The sequence below is a fragment of the Pedobacter sp. MR2016-24 genome (genome assembly GCF_026239655.1).
In the GTDB taxonomy this organism is placed as follows: domain Bacteria; phylum Bacteroidota; class Bacteroidia; order Sphingobacteriales; family Sphingobacteriaceae; genus Pedobacter.
The window spans coordinates 331651-348379 of record NZ_JAPIVO010000002.1 but is presented as its reverse complement, the minus strand read 5'-3'; the positions used below and the strand labels follow the sequence as shown (position 1 = coordinate 348379).

General features: G+C 40.5%; 15 protein-coding genes. 10 read left to right on the top strand and 5 right to left on the bottom strand.

The window, feature by feature from the left end:
* Positions 1-52 precede the first annotated feature (52 nt).
* The 5 genes from tgt (at position 53) to OQX62_RS05685 (ending at position 6872) form a co-directional block, all read left to right on the top strand.
* A complete protein-coding gene (gene tgt / locus OQX62_RS05705; protein ID WP_265830452.1) occupies positions 53-1183 on the top strand; it encodes a tRNA guanosine(34) transglycosylase Tgt in 1131 nt (376 codons plus the stop codon).
* Positions 1184-2287 (top strand): LptF/LptG family permease, encoded by a 1104-nt coding sequence (locus OQX62_RS05700; RefSeq protein WP_265830451.1) that lies wholly within the window; start codon positions 1184-1186, stop codon positions 2285-2287.
* Positions 2288-3190, top strand: a complete 903-nt coding sequence (locus OQX62_RS05695) for a DMT family transporter (protein WP_265830450.1) — start codon at positions 2288-2290, stop codon at positions 3188-3190.
* Positions 3191-3748: 558 nt separating this feature from the next.
* Positions 3749-6571, top strand: coding sequence for a TolB family protein (locus tag OQX62_RS05690; protein ID WP_265830449.1), 2823 nt, complete (start codon positions 3749-3751; stop codon positions 6569-6571).
* A 4-nt stretch (positions 6572-6575) separates the two neighbouring features.
* Positions 6576-6872, top strand: coding sequence for a LapA family protein (locus OQX62_RS05685; protein ID WP_265830448.1), 297 nt, complete (start codon positions 6576-6578; stop codon positions 6870-6872).
* 67 nt (positions 6873-6939) lie between these two features.
* Here OQX62_RS05685 and OQX62_RS05680 read toward each other — a convergent pair whose 3' ends face one another.
* Positions 6940-7356: an OsmC family protein gene (locus OQX62_RS05680; RefSeq protein WP_265830447.1), complete on the bottom strand. Its 417-nt coding sequence runs from the start codon at positions 7354-7356 to the stop codon at positions 6940-6942.
* A 4-nt stretch (positions 7357-7360) separates the two neighbouring features.
* Positions 7361-8164, bottom strand: coding sequence for a 4-(cytidine 5'-diphospho)-2-C-methyl-D-erythritol kinase (gene ispE / locus OQX62_RS05675; protein WP_265830446.1), 804 nt, complete (start codon positions 8162-8164; stop codon positions 7361-7363).
* 170 nt (positions 8165-8334) lie between these two features.
* On the opposite strand from ispE, the gene OQX62_RS05670 reads away from it, so the two are divergent.
* The 4 genes from OQX62_RS05670 (at position 8335) to OQX62_RS05655 (ending at position 13612) form a co-directional block, all read left to right on the top strand.
* Positions 8335-9129, top strand: a complete 795-nt coding sequence (locus OQX62_RS05670; protein ID WP_265830445.1) for a thymidylate synthase — start codon at positions 8335-8337, stop codon at positions 9127-9129.
* Positions 9126-9611: a dihydrofolate reductase gene (locus OQX62_RS05665; RefSeq protein WP_265830444.1), complete on the top strand. Its 486-nt coding sequence runs from the start codon at positions 9126-9128 to the stop codon at positions 9609-9611. The genes OQX62_RS05670 and OQX62_RS05665 overlap by 4 nt, the downstream gene beginning before the upstream one ends.
* Before the next feature lie 112 nt (positions 9612-9723).
* On the top strand, positions 9724-12669 hold the full coding sequence (gene secDF, locus OQX62_RS05660; RefSeq protein ID WP_265830443.1) for a protein translocase subunit SecDF: 2946 nt from the start codon (positions 9724-9726) through the stop codon (positions 12667-12669).
* 79 nt (positions 12670-12748) lie between these two features.
* The gene (locus OQX62_RS05655) at positions 12749-13612 is read left to right on the top strand and encodes a hydroxymethylglutaryl-CoA lyase (RefSeq protein WP_265830442.1); all 864 of its coding nucleotides are present in this window, start codon (positions 12749-12751) and stop codon (positions 13610-13612) included.
* A 4-nt stretch (positions 13613-13616) separates the two neighbouring features.
* On the opposite strand, the gene OQX62_RS05650 is transcribed toward OQX62_RS05655, so the two are convergent.
* The 3 genes from OQX62_RS05650 to fbaA form a co-directional block, all read right to left on the bottom strand.
* On the bottom strand, positions 13617-14039 hold the full coding sequence (locus OQX62_RS05650) for a GNAT family N-acetyltransferase (protein WP_265830441.1): 423 nt from the start codon (positions 14037-14039) through the stop codon (positions 13617-13619).
* 7 nt (positions 14040-14046) lie between these two features.
* Positions 14047-14511 carry a low affinity iron permease family protein gene (locus tag OQX62_RS05645; RefSeq protein ID WP_265830440.1) on the bottom strand — a complete coding sequence of 155 codons (465 nt, stop codon included), beginning with the start codon at positions 14509-14511 and terminating at the stop codon, positions 14047-14049.
* A gap of 112 nt (positions 14512-14623) precedes the next feature.
* Complete coding sequence (gene fbaA, locus OQX62_RS05640; protein ID WP_265830439.1) at positions 14624-15703, bottom strand: class II fructose-bisphosphate aldolase; 1080 nt, start codon at positions 15701-15703, stop codon at positions 14624-14626.
* A gap of 151 nt (positions 15704-15854) precedes the next feature.
* Between fbaA and accD the strand changes: the two genes are divergently transcribed.
* Complete coding sequence (gene accD, locus OQX62_RS05635) at positions 15855-16700, top strand: acetyl-CoA carboxylase, carboxyltransferase subunit beta (RefSeq protein ID WP_265830438.1); 846 nt, start codon at positions 15855-15857, stop codon at positions 16698-16700.
* The last annotated feature ends 29 nt before the right edge of the window (positions 16701-16729 follow it).

The following is a 16729-nucleotide window of genomic DNA, read 5'->3' as shown; positions in this document are numbered from 1 at the left end:
AATTAATGGCAATTTTGTGCAGGCTTCATAAACGTTAAAAATAATATTACTAATGAAATTTACCTTAGAGGCAAACGATACACAATCAAAAGCTAGAGCCGGAACAGTTACCACCGCGCATGGCGAGATCCAAACACCCATTTTTATGCCTGTAGGTACTGCCGGAACGGTAAAAGCGGTGCACCAGCGGGAGCTGGAAAATGATATAAATGCAAAGATAATACTTGGAAATACTTACCATTTATACCTACGACCGGGATTGGATGTGATTGAAAAAGCCGGTGGTCTGCATAAATTTATCGGCTGGGACCGTCCGATTTTAACCGATAGCGGAGGCTACCAGGTGTATTCTCTGAGCAAAGTAAACAAAATAAAAGAAGAAGGTGTAACCTTCCGCTCGCATATTGACGGGTCAAAACATTTGTTCAGCCCTGAAAATGCAATGGATATCCAGCGTACAATTGGTGCCGATATTATTATGGCATTTGATGAGTGTACTCCTTATCCATGCGATTATAAATATGCGGCGAACTCCATCAATATGACCCATCGCTGGTTAAAGCGCTGCTGTAAGCGCTTTGATACCACGGAACCTAAATATGGCTTTGATCAGACCCTGTTCCCAATTGTACAGGGTTCGGTATATAAAGACCTGAGAATGAAATCGGCCGAATTTATTGCTTCAATGGATCGCGAAGGCAATGCAATTGGTGGTTTATCGGTGGGGGAACCTGCAGAAGAAATGTATGGCATGACTGAAGTGGTGTGTAATATTCTGCCGGCTGACAAACCAAGGTACCTGATGGGTGTAGGTACACCAATCAATATTTTAGAGAATATTGCGTTAGGTATTGATATGTTTGACTGTGTGATGCCTACCAGAAACGCGCGGAACGGGATGTTATTTACGCGTAATGGTATTATTAATATCGGCAATAAAAAATGGGCAGATGACTTTTCGCCGATTGACGCAGAAAGTGATTTATACGCAGATCAGGTATATTCCAAAGCCTATCTACGTCACCTGATGCACTCTAAAGAGATGCTGGGCGCTCAGATCGCTACACTGCATAATCTTCATTTTTATATGTGGCTGGTTAAAACAGCCAGAGAAAAAATCATTGCTGGTGAATTTAATGCATGGAAGAATAAAATGGTTACTATATTAGGGAACAAGCTGTAAATGAATATCATCAGGAACAATATAAAGATTATCGACCGCTATATTATCGGGAAGTATCTGGGTACATTTATTTATACCCTGACTATCTTCGTAGTCATTATTGTTATTTTTGATCTTTCTGAAAAACTGGATGATTTCCTGGGGAACAACCTTACTTTCTGGCAGGTTATTTCCTTGTATTATGCAGGATCGATTCCTTTCTATGTGAACATGTTGTCTCCTTTGATCAACTTTATTGCAGTAATTTTCTTTACTGCAAAAATGGCAGATCAAACGGAAATTGTTCCGATCCTTAGTGGTGGCGTAAGTTTTAACCGCTTTTTATTGCCCTATTTTATCTCCGCATTTATCATTTTTGCTGCAAATCTGGGGGCAAATTTATATGTGTTGCCTTATACGAATCAGCTTAAAAACAGCTTTGAAAACACTTACGTAAAGAAAAACGATCCTTCCAGCAAGAACAACATCCATATGAAACTGGATGAGAACACTTATATCTATATGGAAAGTTTCGATAACAAGAGTAAGTCGGGTTATCACTTCTCCCTGGATAACTTCAAAGGTGATGTGTTGGTTAAAAAGCTGGTTGCAGATCAGATTACCTGGGATTCTTTAAAGCGGAGCTGGAAAATAACAAACTACTCCATCAGGAATGTGAGCGGATTAAAAGAAAGTATGATCAGTGGTTCTGCAAAGACCAAAGATACCATACTTGATATGCGGCCGGATGACTTCTCTGCCTATGAAAACGTCTATGAAAACCTAACTAACAGGGAATTGTCCGATAAAATTAAGAAAGAAAAAATCAGAGGTACAGGGATCTGGAATGATCTGTTATTTGAACAATACAAACGTTACCTGCAGCCATTATCAGCCTTTGTATTGACACTGATAGGCGTTGCGCTCTCGTCCCGTAAGGTAAGAGGCGGTGTTGGTTTACCCCTTGGAATAGGTATCATACTAAGTTTTGCTTATATTGTACTGAATCAGTTTGCAAAAATGTTCTCTTTAAAAGGCGGCGTCCCCCCTTTGCTGGCGGTATTGATCCCAACAATTTTCTTCGGCCTTTTAGGCATGTACTTATTACGAAAAGCACCAAAATAAATGAATGCCCTATCTCCTTCCAGCGTCAATAAAAACCTTTTAATACTTCATTTTACTGTATTTATATGGGGATTTACGGGAATCCTGGGCGCACTAATTTCAGTTGACGCGGTGCAAATGGTATGGTACAGGGTACTTATTGCCAGTGTAACCTTATTTATATATTTCAAGGCAACCGGTCTGGACCTGACTGTAACACGGAAAGAATTCCTGCAATTCTTTTTTACAGGCAGTATCGTCGCCCTCCACTGGATCCTGTTTTTTCATGCCATTAAAGTATCTACTGTATCGGTTACGCTGGTTTGCTTATCTTCTTTCACCCTTTTCACTGCTATCCTGGAACCTATTGTCAAGAAAACTGCCATACAGGTGGGCGATATTGTGATTGGGCTGATTATCATTTTAGGCATCTACCTGATATTTAAATTCGAAACAAAATATACATCAGGCATTATTTTCGGACTCTCAGCAGCGGTTGCCTCGAGCCTGTTTTCCATTATGAATTCTACCTTTGCGCAAAAGAGTGATGCCAGGGTGATTGGCTTCTACGAACTTGCAGGAGCATTTTTCTGGATTACAGTTTACCGCCTGTTTGACCACACACTACTTCATGAAACATTTGATCTCAGCGTAATGGACTGGATCTGGTTAACTGTTCTGGGTACGATCTGCACAGCACTAGCCTATATAGCCGGTGTATCCGTGATGCGTACGCTATCCGCTTTTCGCGTTGCGCTGATCAGTAATCTGGAACCCGTTTACGGTATTATTTTAGCCTTCCTTTTTTTCGGTCACAAAGAAACGATGTCTGCCGGATTTTATATGGGTTCTATCCTTATTCTGGGTGCAGTATTTTTGTATCCCATCTATAAAAAACGGCAAAGCAAAAACCAGGAACGTTAATCCAAACCGTTTAAGAGCCATATAGATTCCATCTACACAGTACTTATCCCGGCAGGTCATTTTCATATCAAGATCAGTCTCCCCGCCGGACCTGATGAGGTCCTTATCATCAGGCGATACGGATTTGAGTCAGCATCTTCTATTACTTTTTGCAAGACAATACTGGAAGATAAAGCCTCGAAAACCTAGCATTTTTATTGTTTACAAGATAAGGTATATTTTTGTTTATGAATTGATTAATATACTGGAAAATGAAGAAATAAGATTCATAACTATCGGAATCAGAAGGATAACGAGAGGCTTTGAAAGCAATTTTTTTTTCTTCTATTAAGTGTAAATAGTGTATCTTCAACCTACATTAAACAGCAGAAAAAAAGCACAGGAATAATGTAGGAAACAAGCCTTGATTTCTTAGAAAAAAAACGTTAATTCATTCCATATTTACAGATCCTTATTTTATATCATTAAGTTTATCAGCACATTAAACACAAAAACGCAACAGTTTAATTTACATAGACCAAACATCCAAATCTTTAAAAAAACTAACTATTTTAGTAAATGCAAATTAAGCTATCCTGGAAACACAATACAAAGTTAATAATCAGTACTTTAACATATTTTATATTAATATTTATCTCATCTAAAAGTGAAGCGCAGATTTTTGGCGGAGAACAAAATCCGCTGAGTGTAAATTGGAGAGAAATTAACACTTCGGGCTTTAGAGTAATTTATCCGGTAGAACTGGAAAGTGAAGCACAACGTATGGCTAATACCATCCGCTATATTTTTCCTGCCGTTGGCCGGAGTTTAAACGTAAAAAAAACAACCATTCCTATTCTTTTCCAAAACCGCGGAGTGGTAGCAAACGGCTATGTGCAGCTTGCACCTAAAAAGTCGGAATTCTTCACTACTCCCCCTCAGCAATTTGATAGTCAGGACTGGCTGAATAATCTTGCCGTGCACGAGCTTAGACATGCTGCACAATTTGATAAACTGGTTAATGGAAGACCCTATCCTTTTCCTGAAGAAGTTTATTTCGCATGGATGGGTGCGAGCATTCCACTCTGGTTTTTTGAAGGTGACGCAGTCAGTACGGAAACTTCGCTCACACACGCAGGGCGCGGGCGACAGCCAAGCTGGATTATGCCTTATCGTGCAACACTGCTGGAAGGTAAAAAACTATCTTACAGCAAGGCAAATTTTGGCTCGCAAAAAGACGTTACACCTGGTTACTATCAACTCGGTTATCTGCTCAGCTCACTCATCAGAGAGAAGGCTGGAAAGTTCGTTTTCGACAGTGTGCTGACCGACATTAAAAATCGTCCCCTGCGCATCTATCCTTTTGCCAAAAGTCTTAAAAAATATTCTGGAAAAAATGGTAAAGAATGGTACGATTTCGCAACAGAAAAACTGACAGGAGACTGGGAACATCAAGCGAAAATTACACCTTCAGAAAACTATGCTTTACTGAACAGACCGGTCAGCTTTGCCACAAATTATCAGTTACCTGTAAAGCTCCCTGATGGAAACATTTTAGCACTGAAACAAAGTAAGGCTGAGCCGCCACACTTTGTACTGATCTCCCCGGATAAAAAAGAAAAAAAGATCCAGGGGATCGGTCAGCAGGAACAGTCATGGTTCAGTTATGCCAGCGGTAAAATTGTTTGGGATGAAATCAGGTTCGATCCGAGATTCAGACAGCGAAGCTATAGTGTCATCTGCAGCTATGATATGAAAACCGGGAAGGTTCGCAAGCTGAGTTCAAGATCTAGAATTTTCTCCCCTGCCCTGTCTGCTGACGGATCAAAAATTGTGGCTGTAGAAATTGACCTCAGTAACAAAATCAGCATGATAGTGCTTGATGCACGGAACGGATCGGTGTTACGAACTTATCCGAATCCAGAAAACCTGCTGATCCAGACGCCATCATTTGATCAGACAGGAACAAGAGTTGCCTACATCAGTGTGAAGGAAAGCGGAAAATCACTCTGGATTGCTGATGCAGACGGTAAAACACGCCAAATTATAAAAGATACGCCACAACAAATCAGCCGCCCGGTATTCATCAATAACAATATTGCATTTAACGCCCACTACAGCGGCATAGATAACATTTACATTGTTGACATCAACTCAAAGAAGATAAGCGCGCTGAGCAACGCTAAATACGGTGCATTCAACCCTACAGTAGTAGCAGGTACTGATTCAATTTTGTTTAATGATTACAAATTATTCGGCTATTCGGTAGCTGAAACTAAAATTGCGCCGGTTAAAACCGGGAAAAACAATTTTATTTATTTTGGTGCGGCAGCGGAGAAACAGGAAAACGCTGGAAACGTATTTGCCAGCGTGCCGACAGACAGTACTTTTTCTTCAAAACCTTATAAAAAACTGGGTAACCTTTTCAATTTCCATAGTATCATTCCTGTCATAGAGAACGAAAATCAGGGAGGGATCCAGTTAAAGTCAAATAATCTGCTGAATACGTTCGACGCTTATGCGGGTGTAGATTATGAAAGTGACCTGAGGAGGTTTGAGTACAATGCGGGAATCAGCTTTAAAAGTCTCTACCCTATTTTCAATCTGGATTACAGGAACAGGCCGCGTAGTACGTTTTACGGAACTACGCGCGGACTACAGCTGGGAGAATGGAGAGAAAATTATGTAAGGCTGCAGGCAATTGTCCCGGTAAGCCTCAGTGCACAAAATCATAATTATAACTTTTCGTTCAATCTCGGCACCAGTTATACCCAGCGGTACATGCCCGAAAATATGCCAGCAGATTATGTAACCCGAATCCTCTTTCCAATGGAAACTGGCTTCACGCTTTCCCATAGCATCCGTGCCGCAGAAAGAGATATTGCACCAAGGTGGGCACAGATACTCCGGTTTACTTACCTGAGTCAGCCTTTCGACAAGCAGCTGAGCGGAAACCTCTTTGCAGTGGAGAGTTTCCTCTACTTTCCCGGGATCGCGAGAAACCATACCTTTCTGGCCAATTTTAATTATCAGGAATCCAGCGGCATCCGTACAAATACCTCCGAAATTGGCAGGGTCTATGGATATAACAATATTGCGGCAAAAAGTAAACTGGAAAATACCTTGCTGTTTAACTATCGTTTCCCGATTGCATTTCCGGACGCAGAAATCGGCCCCCTGGCTTATATTACGAATGTCAGAGGCGGACTTTTCTGCCATTATGAAAATATCGGAAAAGACACCAACCTGTCGCAGCCCAAGACTTACGGCTTTGAATTGTACAGCAGTATGAACCTGCTGCGGTATCAGCCGGTTTTTGATTTAGGTACAAGATTTGTATTCGTAAACCGGGAATACCATCAGAACCCTATATTTGAAGTCATTGTAAATTATACTTTTTAACATTATGCGCACCAGAACCATCTTCATCATTGTTTTCACCGTCTTAATCACCATTTTTTTGATGATGAACACTGAACCTGTTAAATTCGATTTCATTTTTGTAGAGAAGGACATCTCCAAATTACTGGTCGTGGGTGTATGTACTTTTATTGGATTTGTACTGGGATACTGGGCAGGGCGACCAAAAACTGTAGTCAGCACTTACGATGACAGGTTTGAAAATAATCATCACACTGAGCCTGCTAAACCCGAGCAGCCAAAAGATGGTCTTAGCGACGAAGACCGTGAATATATCAGCTAAAACTGACAAAAAAATCCCCTTTCCTGTTTAAGAAAAGGGGATTTATATTTTAAGTCAGCCTGCCAGTTTATTCCTGGATAGCGTAAGAAAAATTAATCGTTGCCGAGCGGCCAAGAATATTAGATACCGAGCAATATTTTTCAAAAGTAAGCGCAAGTGCACGTTCAACCTTTTGTACATTCAATGTTCCCTGGAGATCAAAATGGATATTGATTACATCAAATATGGCAGGTGTCTCCTCCTCCTTACGTGTAGCCTTAATATTGATTTTAATATTTTCCAAAGGCTCTTTCTGCTTGGTCAGCACATTCACCATATCAATACCGCTACATCCTCCCAGACCTACCAGCAGCATCTCCATTGGTCTGAATCCTTTCCCTTCACCACCTATTGCAGGATTGGCATCCAGTTCTACCTTTTGTCCGGAACTACTTTCCGCTTCAAAATTGAACTTATTGTTTTTACGTACCAGGTTAATTTCCATTTCGCTAAATATTATAAAACACTTTATTCTCTTTTTCCAGTCCGGGCAGCCTTACAGCCTCTTCAAAAATTGCATACACACTTGATCCACTGCCACTCATTAATGCAAATGTAGCACCTGCAGCGTAAAGCTGATCTTTAATAAGCGCGATTTCGGGATATTTTACAAAAACATGTTGCTCAAAATCATTCTTCATTAAGTCCCGCCATTCCTCAACAGGGGAAGCGATCAGCTCTTTAAGCGAGACTGAAGGTTTAACCGGAACAAGGCCGGCATAAGCATCAGCAGTCGATACATGAACAGGAGGCTTGACCAGTACCATGAAATAGCGCGACAGCGCTACGGACAATTCAGCGAATTCATCTCCTTTACCAGTGGCGTAAACTGGTTTATTCTTAATAAAGAAGGCACAATCGGCGCCAAGCTGCCGGGCATAATCTTCCATACGTTCTGCGGAAATTCCAAGTTTAAATTTTTCATTCAACAGTTTAATCAGAAAAGCAGCGTCCGAAGAGCCACCACCCAGACCTGCCCCTACAGGGATATTTTTCAACAATGTAATTTGCTGTGCAGGCAAGTCAAAATCCTTTTTCAGCAACTCATATGCTTTCATACAGATATTATCTGCCGTATCTCCCGGCACCGTTATACCCTCAGTTACGCAGCTGGTTTTTTCCGCATCAGTGATTTCCAGCACATCATGTAACTTTACAGGATAAAACACAGTTTCCAGATTATGGTAGCCATCGCTCCTTTTCTCTGTAACATGTAAACCCAGATTTATTTTGGCATTGGCGAATGTGAGCATCCTTATGTTTTTAAAGGTTTGGTCACAAACATATAAAAATCATTTAATCCATCTAAGGGATATCTGTTTTTATACACAACTCGTAATTTATACACAAATGCGCAAAACATATTATTTTCATAAGACCGATTTGCCTAGTTTTGCAAAAGAGCAAACGCTTAACTTTTATCATGAAACAATATTTGGACTTAATGCAGCACGTGCTTGATCACGGCGCACAGAAACACGACCGCACAGGAACAGGTACGATCAGTGTATTTGGTTATCAGATGCGCTTCAACCTGCAGGAAGGTTTTCCTATGGTTACTACTAAAAAATTACACCTTAAATCTATCATACATGAACTGATCTGGTTTTTAAGCGGAGATACCAACATCAAATACTTAAAAGACAATAATGTAAAGATCTGGGATGAATGGGCAGATGAGCAAGGTAACCTTGGTCCTGTTTATGGATCACAGTGGCGTTCATGGCCTGCGCCTAACGGAGGACAGATTGACCAGATCAGCCAGATCATCAATACCATCAAGACCAATCCCGATTCCCGCAGGATTATTGTGTCGGCATGGAACGTTGCAGAGATCGAAAACATGGCACTTCCGCCATGTCATGCCTTTTTTCAATTTTACGTGGCCGATGGTAAACTCAGCTGCCAGCTTTATCAGCGCAGTGCCGATATATTTTTGGGTGTTCCATTTAATATTGCCTCTTATGCATTGCTCACCATGATGGTGGCACAGGTATGCAACCTGGAATGTGGTGATTTTATCCATACCCTTGGCGATGCGCATTTGTACAATAACCACATTGAACAGGCAAAATTACAGTTAAGCAGAGAGGCGAAACCATTGCCCGTAATGGAAATCAATCCTGACGTGAAAGATATTTTCAGTTTTACTTATGAAGACTTCACCTTAAAAAATTACGAACCACATCCGCACATTAAAGGAATAGTTGCAGTATGATCATATCTATCGTTGTAGCTATCGCGGAGAATAACGCGATAGGAAAAGAGAATAAACTACTGTGGCACCTGCCGGCAGACCTGAAACATTTCAGGGAAGTTACCACTGGTCATACCATTATCATGGGCCGTAAAACCTATGACTCGGTAGGTAAACCTTTGCCCAATCGCCGTAACATTGTAATTACACGGAAAAACGGATTGGAAATACCCGGTGTAGAAGTTGTACATACATTGGAAGAGGCACTGGCGCTTTGCGATGAACACGAAGAAGTATTTATAGGGGGCGGCGCTGAAATTTATAAAATGGCGATGTCACTGACTGACAAAATTTACCTGACTGTGGTGAAGGGAATATTTGATGCAGATACGTTTTTTCCTGAAATCGACCCAAACAACTGGGAAGAAACAGAAAGTATCAGCTTTGAACCGGATGAAAAAAACGCCTTCGGATACACATTTTCCACCCTTATCCGGAAATAGTTTCATATCATCAATAAATATTATATTAGGCTGACTATTAATTAAAAAAATAATTAGATTTGCCGACTTGTTGAAAAACAATACAGCATAGACAAATAATTACAAACAAAAAATGCAAGGTAAAGGTTTCATTAAATTTATGGCAATACTATTAGGTATTGTCTGTGTGTATTCCCTCTCGTTTAATCTCGTTACTTCGAAGGTAGAAAAAGACGCTAAAGCATATGCCAAAGGCGACTTAGTTAAAGAAAAAGCTTATTTGGACTCTATGGCGGCTGTTCCGGTTTATCCGATCTTCGGATTTGACTACCAGTTCTGCAAAGGGAAAGAAATCAACCTGGGTCTTGACCTTAAAGGTGGTATGAACGTAACGATGGAAATCTCGTTAGGCGAACTGGTTAAATCACTAGCCAATAATACCGACGATGCAAACTTTAACAAAGCATTATCAACAGCACAAACTCAGTTGAATGCTGGTGGTAAAGATTTCATTAGTTTGTTTGTTAATGAATTTGAAAAAATCAGCCCTAATGTAAAACTTGCAGATTATTTCGCTAATCAGGATAATGCAGCACAGCTGAAAGCCAGTGCAAGCAATTCTGAGGTTAAGACTTACTTATCAAAAGAAGCTGAAAGCGCAATCGACCGTTCATTCTTCATCATCAGAAGCCGTATCGACGGATTTGGTGTAGTAAGCCCGAACATGCAGAAACAGGAAGGTACTAACCGTATCCTGATTGAGATGCCAGGTGTTCAGGATATTGAAAGGGTTCACAAATTATTGCAAGGTTCTGCAGAATTACAATTCTGGCAGGTATATCAGAATGAAGAAGTTTATTCTGTGATGGAAAACATCAACAAAACGCTTGCAGCAACTTTAAAAGATACATCAGCAACAAAAGTTACAGACACTGCAGCTAAAGGAAGTGCTTTAGCTGGTCTGGGAGCTCAAACTGCAGCAAAAGGAAAAGACTCCACTGCACTGAAAACTCAGGAGCTTTCGAAATCGAATCCTTTATTCGCTGTTTTAAATATTCCTACTTACCAGGGAGAAAACGGACAACCTGCTTTACGTCCGGGTCCGACTGTTGGATGGGTAGCTCAAAAAGATACTGCTAAAGTAAATTCATATTTCAGATTACCACAAATTGCAGCTATCATTCCTCAGAGTTTTAAGTTCATGTGGAGTGTCAGACCGATGGACGGTTCGAAAGTATTTGAATTGTATGCGATCAAATCTGTAAATCCTGACGGAAAACCAGATTTAGGTGGCGAAGCTATCAGCGATGCCCGTGCTGACTACGATCAGAAAGGTAATCCTGATGTGACCATGATGATGACTGGCGACGGTGCTCAGAAATGGAAAAAAATTACAGCTGAAGCTTCAGCTGATCAAAACAACAAAAAAGCCATTGCCATTGTATTGGATAACGCAGTTTACTCTGCCCCTACTGTTCAGAATGAAATTCCTAACGGAACATCTTCGATCTCTGGTAACTTCACTGTAAATGAAACACAGGATTTAGCGAATATCTTGAAAGCGGGTAAATTACCTGCTCCGGCACGTATCGTTGGAGAGTTCGTTGTAGGTCCTTCATTAGGTCAGGCAGCTATTGATGATGGTTTACTTTCATTCGTTCTGGCGTTTATCGTGATCCTTGTGTTCATGGCCTTGTATTACAACAAAGCAGGGTGGGTTGCCAACCTTGCATTGGTTATCAACTTATTCTTTATCGTTGGTATCCTGGTATCATTAGGTGCGGTATTAACCTTACCTGGTATTGCGGGTATCATTTTAGTAATTGGTTTATCTGTCGATGCCAACATTCTGATCTTCGAACGTGTAAGAGAAGAGTTAAATCATGGCAAAAGTACTGCTGCAGCAATCAAGGAAGGTTTCAAACATGCAATGCCTTCTATCATTGACTCCAATGTTACGATCTTAATCCTGGGCGTTATCCTTTATGTATTCGGTAGCGGTCCTGTTCAGGGCTTTGCAACTACATTATGTATCGGTATCCTTTCTTCATTATTCTGTGCAGTATTAATTTCACGTGTTGTATTTGAAGGGCTGCTGAATAAAAATGCAAACATCACTTTTGGTAACAAGGCAACTATCCACGCTTTCAAAAACATTGCATTTGATTTCGTTGGACGCAGAAAGATCTATTATATCATCTCTTCTGTCATCATCCTTTTAGGTATTGTATTCTACTTCAAAAACGGTGGTTTAAGATTAGGTATCGACTTTAAAGGTGGAAGAACTTATATCGTTCATTTCGATAAAGGAATGGATACTGAAGATGTAAAAGCTAAACTGGCACCAAGCTTTGAACATGAAGAAATTCAGGTTAAAACAGCAGGCGGTGATAACCAGTTGAAAATTACAACTACTTACCACATTACTGACCAGGATGCTGGTGCAGATAAACTGGTAGAAAATGCTTTAAGAGGAGGCCTGGATAAAACAGGTGCTAAATATACCATTGAAAGTAACCAGAAAGTTGGTCCTATCATTGCGAGTGACCTTGTTTACAGCGCTTATGGTGCAATCCTATTTTCTTGTTTAGTGATGTTTATCTACATCATTGTAAGGTTCAAGAAACTTAACTATGGTCTGGGAGCAGTTATCGCATTATTCCATGATGTTTTACTGGTACTATCTTTCTATACTATATTAGACGGTGTATTGCCGTTCTCATTAGAAATTGGTCAGGATTTCATTGCTGCAATCTTAACGGTAATGTCTTATACCATGACGGAAACAGTTGTAGTATTTGACCGTATTCGTGAGAAACTTGCAGAAGCGGGTAAAGAAGATTTATATGGCGAAGAACGTAATACACTTATCAACTTTGCACTGAACAGCACATTGAGTCGTACCATCTTAACTTCACTGACTGTATTCTTTGTATTACTGGTAATCTTTATCTTCGGCGGTGAAAGTATCCGCGGATTTATCTTCGCCTTATTGATCGGCCGTATCATTGGTACTTACTCATCGTTATGTATCTCTACTCCGATTGTAATCGACTTGGGTCAGAAAAAAGCAAAATAAGCTACGCTTAACAAATATCAAAAGGCACCCGATGGTGCCTTTTTTCGTTTCTGCCAATTTTTACCTATTTTGAAGCCCCATGAAACAGCAACCGGTTAAACTGATAGAATGCCCAAGAGATGCAATGCAGGGTATTCACGATTTTATTCCTACTGCCCTGAAAGCGGCTTATATCAATTCGCTGTTAGCGGTAGGATTTGATACCATTGATTTTGGAAGTTTTGTGTCCGCCAGGGCAATACCTCAACTGACCGATACGAGGGAAGTGCTGGCACAACTTGATCTGAGTGAAACCAGGAGTAAATTACTGGCTATTGTAGCCAATTTGAGAGGTGCTGAAGACGCGATGACCTTTCCGGAGATCAGTTATATAGGCTTCCCTTTTTCTATCTCTGAGACCTTCCAGCAAAGGAATACAAACTCCTCTATCGCAGAATCTCTGCATACGGTGGAGCAATTGCTGGAACTGTGTGACAAACATCAGAAAACTGCGGTTATTTATTTGTCCATGGGATTTGGAAATCCTTACGGTGATCCATATCACAAAGAAGTTGTAGAACAATGGGCTACTGCACTGACAGAACGTGGTACAAAAATTCTTTCCCTGTCAGACACCACCGGAGTATCAAGCCCGGAAAAGATAGCAGAACTAATTCCGCTGTTAAATAATAAATGCGGGTCGGCCGAAATAGGTCTTCACCTCCACAGTACACCAGAGACAAGTCTGGAAAAAATTGAAGCCGCCTATAACAGCGGCTGCAGAAGATTTGATAGTGCTGCAAAAGGCTTTGGCGGTTGTCCAATGGCGGCAGATGACCTTACAGGTAATCTGGCCACGGAAGAACTGATTGCTTTCCTTGAAGCACGCGGAGAAGTCCTGAATCTGGATACCAGTAAATGGCAGGAAGCATTGAGCTTATCAGCGCAGGTATTTAAAACCTGAGCTTTTAACGTTTCACCATTTTGAAGTGTTTGATCCCGGCTTCTTCAAACTGTTCTCCCTCTACTGCAAAACCAAATTTTGCATACAGTCCAACTGCATCCAACTGCGCATGCAGATATATCAGATCCGCGTCAGCAGGCAGATCGTCCAGAACAGCAGCCAGCATGGCTTGTCCTACTCTTTTGCCTCTGAATTCTTTTAGCACAGCAAAACGCTCCAGCTTATAACCCTTGTCTGTTTTACGCCAGCGACAGGCCCCACAAGGATGGTTATCCATTAAGGCGAGAAAATGTGTTGATACGTCTTCATTTTCATATTCCAGTTCTGGCGGGCAGTGCTGTTCTTCCACAAAAACTTTCTTACGGACAGCGAATGCACTTTCCAATTCTTCCTGAGTCCTGATCTTATTCACCTGCAGTATTTCCATCGTTATTTTAATTATTTTTGTGGGAATGTTTTGTTTTAATCTCGTTTATCTCCTGCGCTGCATCTATAGAATGAGAACAATGAATATCGGTTTCTTGTTTTGCCAAAGAGGACAATGTAACATAGAATTTATGCAGCTGGTCAAGCTCAGCTTCAGTTAAATCTTCTATATCAACCATCCTGTTACTTGCCCTTTCATGTGCAGCAATCAGTTCATTCAATTTCAGCTGAATAGCCTTACCATCCTTGTTCTGTGCTTTCTGGATCAGGAATACCATCAGGAATGTAATGATCGTAGTTCCGGTATTAATGACCAGCTGCCATGTTTCAGAGTAATGGAACAACGGCCCTGTAACCGCCCACAAGATTACCGTGACCAGCGCAATGACAAAGGCAGAAGAACTACCCGTAAATTTTGTTGCAGCATTTGAAAAACGTTCAAATAGATTTTTATTCTGAGCGGTGGATTCCATGACCTTAATTTTATTTTACTAATATATATATTAATGATTGCATCGATTTTAAATGACAAAAAAAAACCGCTTTCTGAAATTCAGAAAGCGGTTTTTAACCTATTGATAAGGATTATAATTTATCACTTGCATTTCTGCAGTTTAAATCTTCAAAAGCCTGGGTTAAACGCTTAACAAAAGCTTCTTCACCTTTGCGCAACCAAACGCGTGGATCATAATACTTTTTGTTAGGTTTATCTTCACCATCAGGATTACCAATCTGACCTTGCAGATAAGCTTCATTCGCTTTATAATAATCAAGGATACCTTCCCAGTATGCCCATTGCATATCCGTATCGATATTCATTTTGATAGCACCATAAGAAATTGCTTCTCTGATTTCTTCAGTAGAAGAACCAGATCCACCATGGAATACAAAGTTAACCGGCTTTTCAGCAGTAAGGTTAAATTTCTCTTTCACGAAATCCTGGGAGTGCTTCAGAATTACCGGTTGCAATTTCACATTACCTGGCTTGTAAACACCATGAACATTACCGAAAGCCGCAGCAACAGTAAATTTATCACTTACTTTACTTAATTCTTCATAAGCATAAGCTACTTCCGAAGGTTGAGTATATAACTTAGAGCTGTCAACATCACTGTTATCAACACCATCTTCTTCACCACCTGTTACACCTAATTCAATTTCCAGCGTCATGCCCATCTTGGCCATACGCGCTAAATATTTCACAGAGATTTCCATGTTTTCTTCGATAGACTCTTCAGAAAGGTCAATCATATGCGAAGAAAACAACGGTTTTCCGGTTTCAGCAAAGAATTTTTCTCCGTGATCCAACAATCCATCAATCCATGGCAATAACTTTTTAGCAGCATGGTCTGTATGCAGAACAACAGCAACACCGTAATGCTCTGCTAACAAATGAACATGTTTTGCTGCAGATACTGCACCAAGGATACATGCATTTAAGTTGTCATTATTTAACGTTTTGCCCGCGTAAAACTGCGCGCCACCATTAGATAACTGGATCATTACTGGTGAATTCACCGCTTTTGCAGTTTCCATAACCGCGTTGACCGTATTTGTACCGGTAACATTAACTGCAGGTAATGCAAACTGATGTTTTTTAGCCTGTTCAAATAATTCCTGAACGGCATCTCCGTAAATTACGCCTTTATAGCCTTTTAAACTCATTGTTATTAGATTTTATATATGCCGAAGTTAGGAAAAATATCAGGGTGGGCAAATCTCTTGTGTCATTATTTAGCCAAAGTAATCCTGAAACTAGGTTAAACTGTTCTAATTTTTTTTCGTTTCTTTGTAATCGCATTTTTCAACGAATAACATGGCTTGGTTTAAGAGAGAAAAAAAAGGTATCAGTACGCTGACTGAAGAAAAAAAAGAAGCGCCGGATGGCTTATGGAACAAATGTCCTAATTGCAAAAAAGCATTACATAGCGCAGACCTTACCGAAAATAAATATGTTTGCCACTATTGTGACTATCACTTAAGAGTGGGCTCTAAAGAATATTTTGAGGTATTATTTGATAATAACGATTTTACTGAACTTTTCAGCGACCTGACTTCAGGAGATCCGCTTAACTTTATAGATAGCAAACCTTATACAGAACGCCTGGTAGATACTATGGCTAAAACAGGTTTAAAAGATGCTATACGTGCCGGCGTAGGTAAAATTGAAGGTGAAGAGCTGGTTATCGCCTGTATGGATTTCAACTTTATTGGTGGCTCCATGGGGTCAGTGGTAGGAGAAAAAATTGCCCGCTCTATCGATTATAGCATAAAACATAAAATTCCATTCCTGATGATTTCTAAATCTGGCGGAGCAAGAATGATGGAAGCTGCATTCTCACTGATGCAAATGGCAAAAACATCGGCTAAATTAGCTTTGCTGAGTCAGGCGAAAGTACCCTACATCTCTTTGCTTACAGATCCGACTACAGGTGGTGTAACGGCTTCATATGCAATGCTTGGTGATATCAACATCGCAGAGCCAGGTGCATTGATCGGCTTTGCCGGTCCGAGGGTAATTAAAGAAACCATAAAAAAGGATTTACCGAAAGGATTCCAGACGGCAGAATTTGTACAAGAGCACGGATTCCTTGATTTTATAGTAGACCGCAGGGCAATGAAAGCTAAACTCGCGTCATTCCTTAAGATGGTAAAGAACTAATATGTCTTTTATACAAGAAAGCCCGGTTG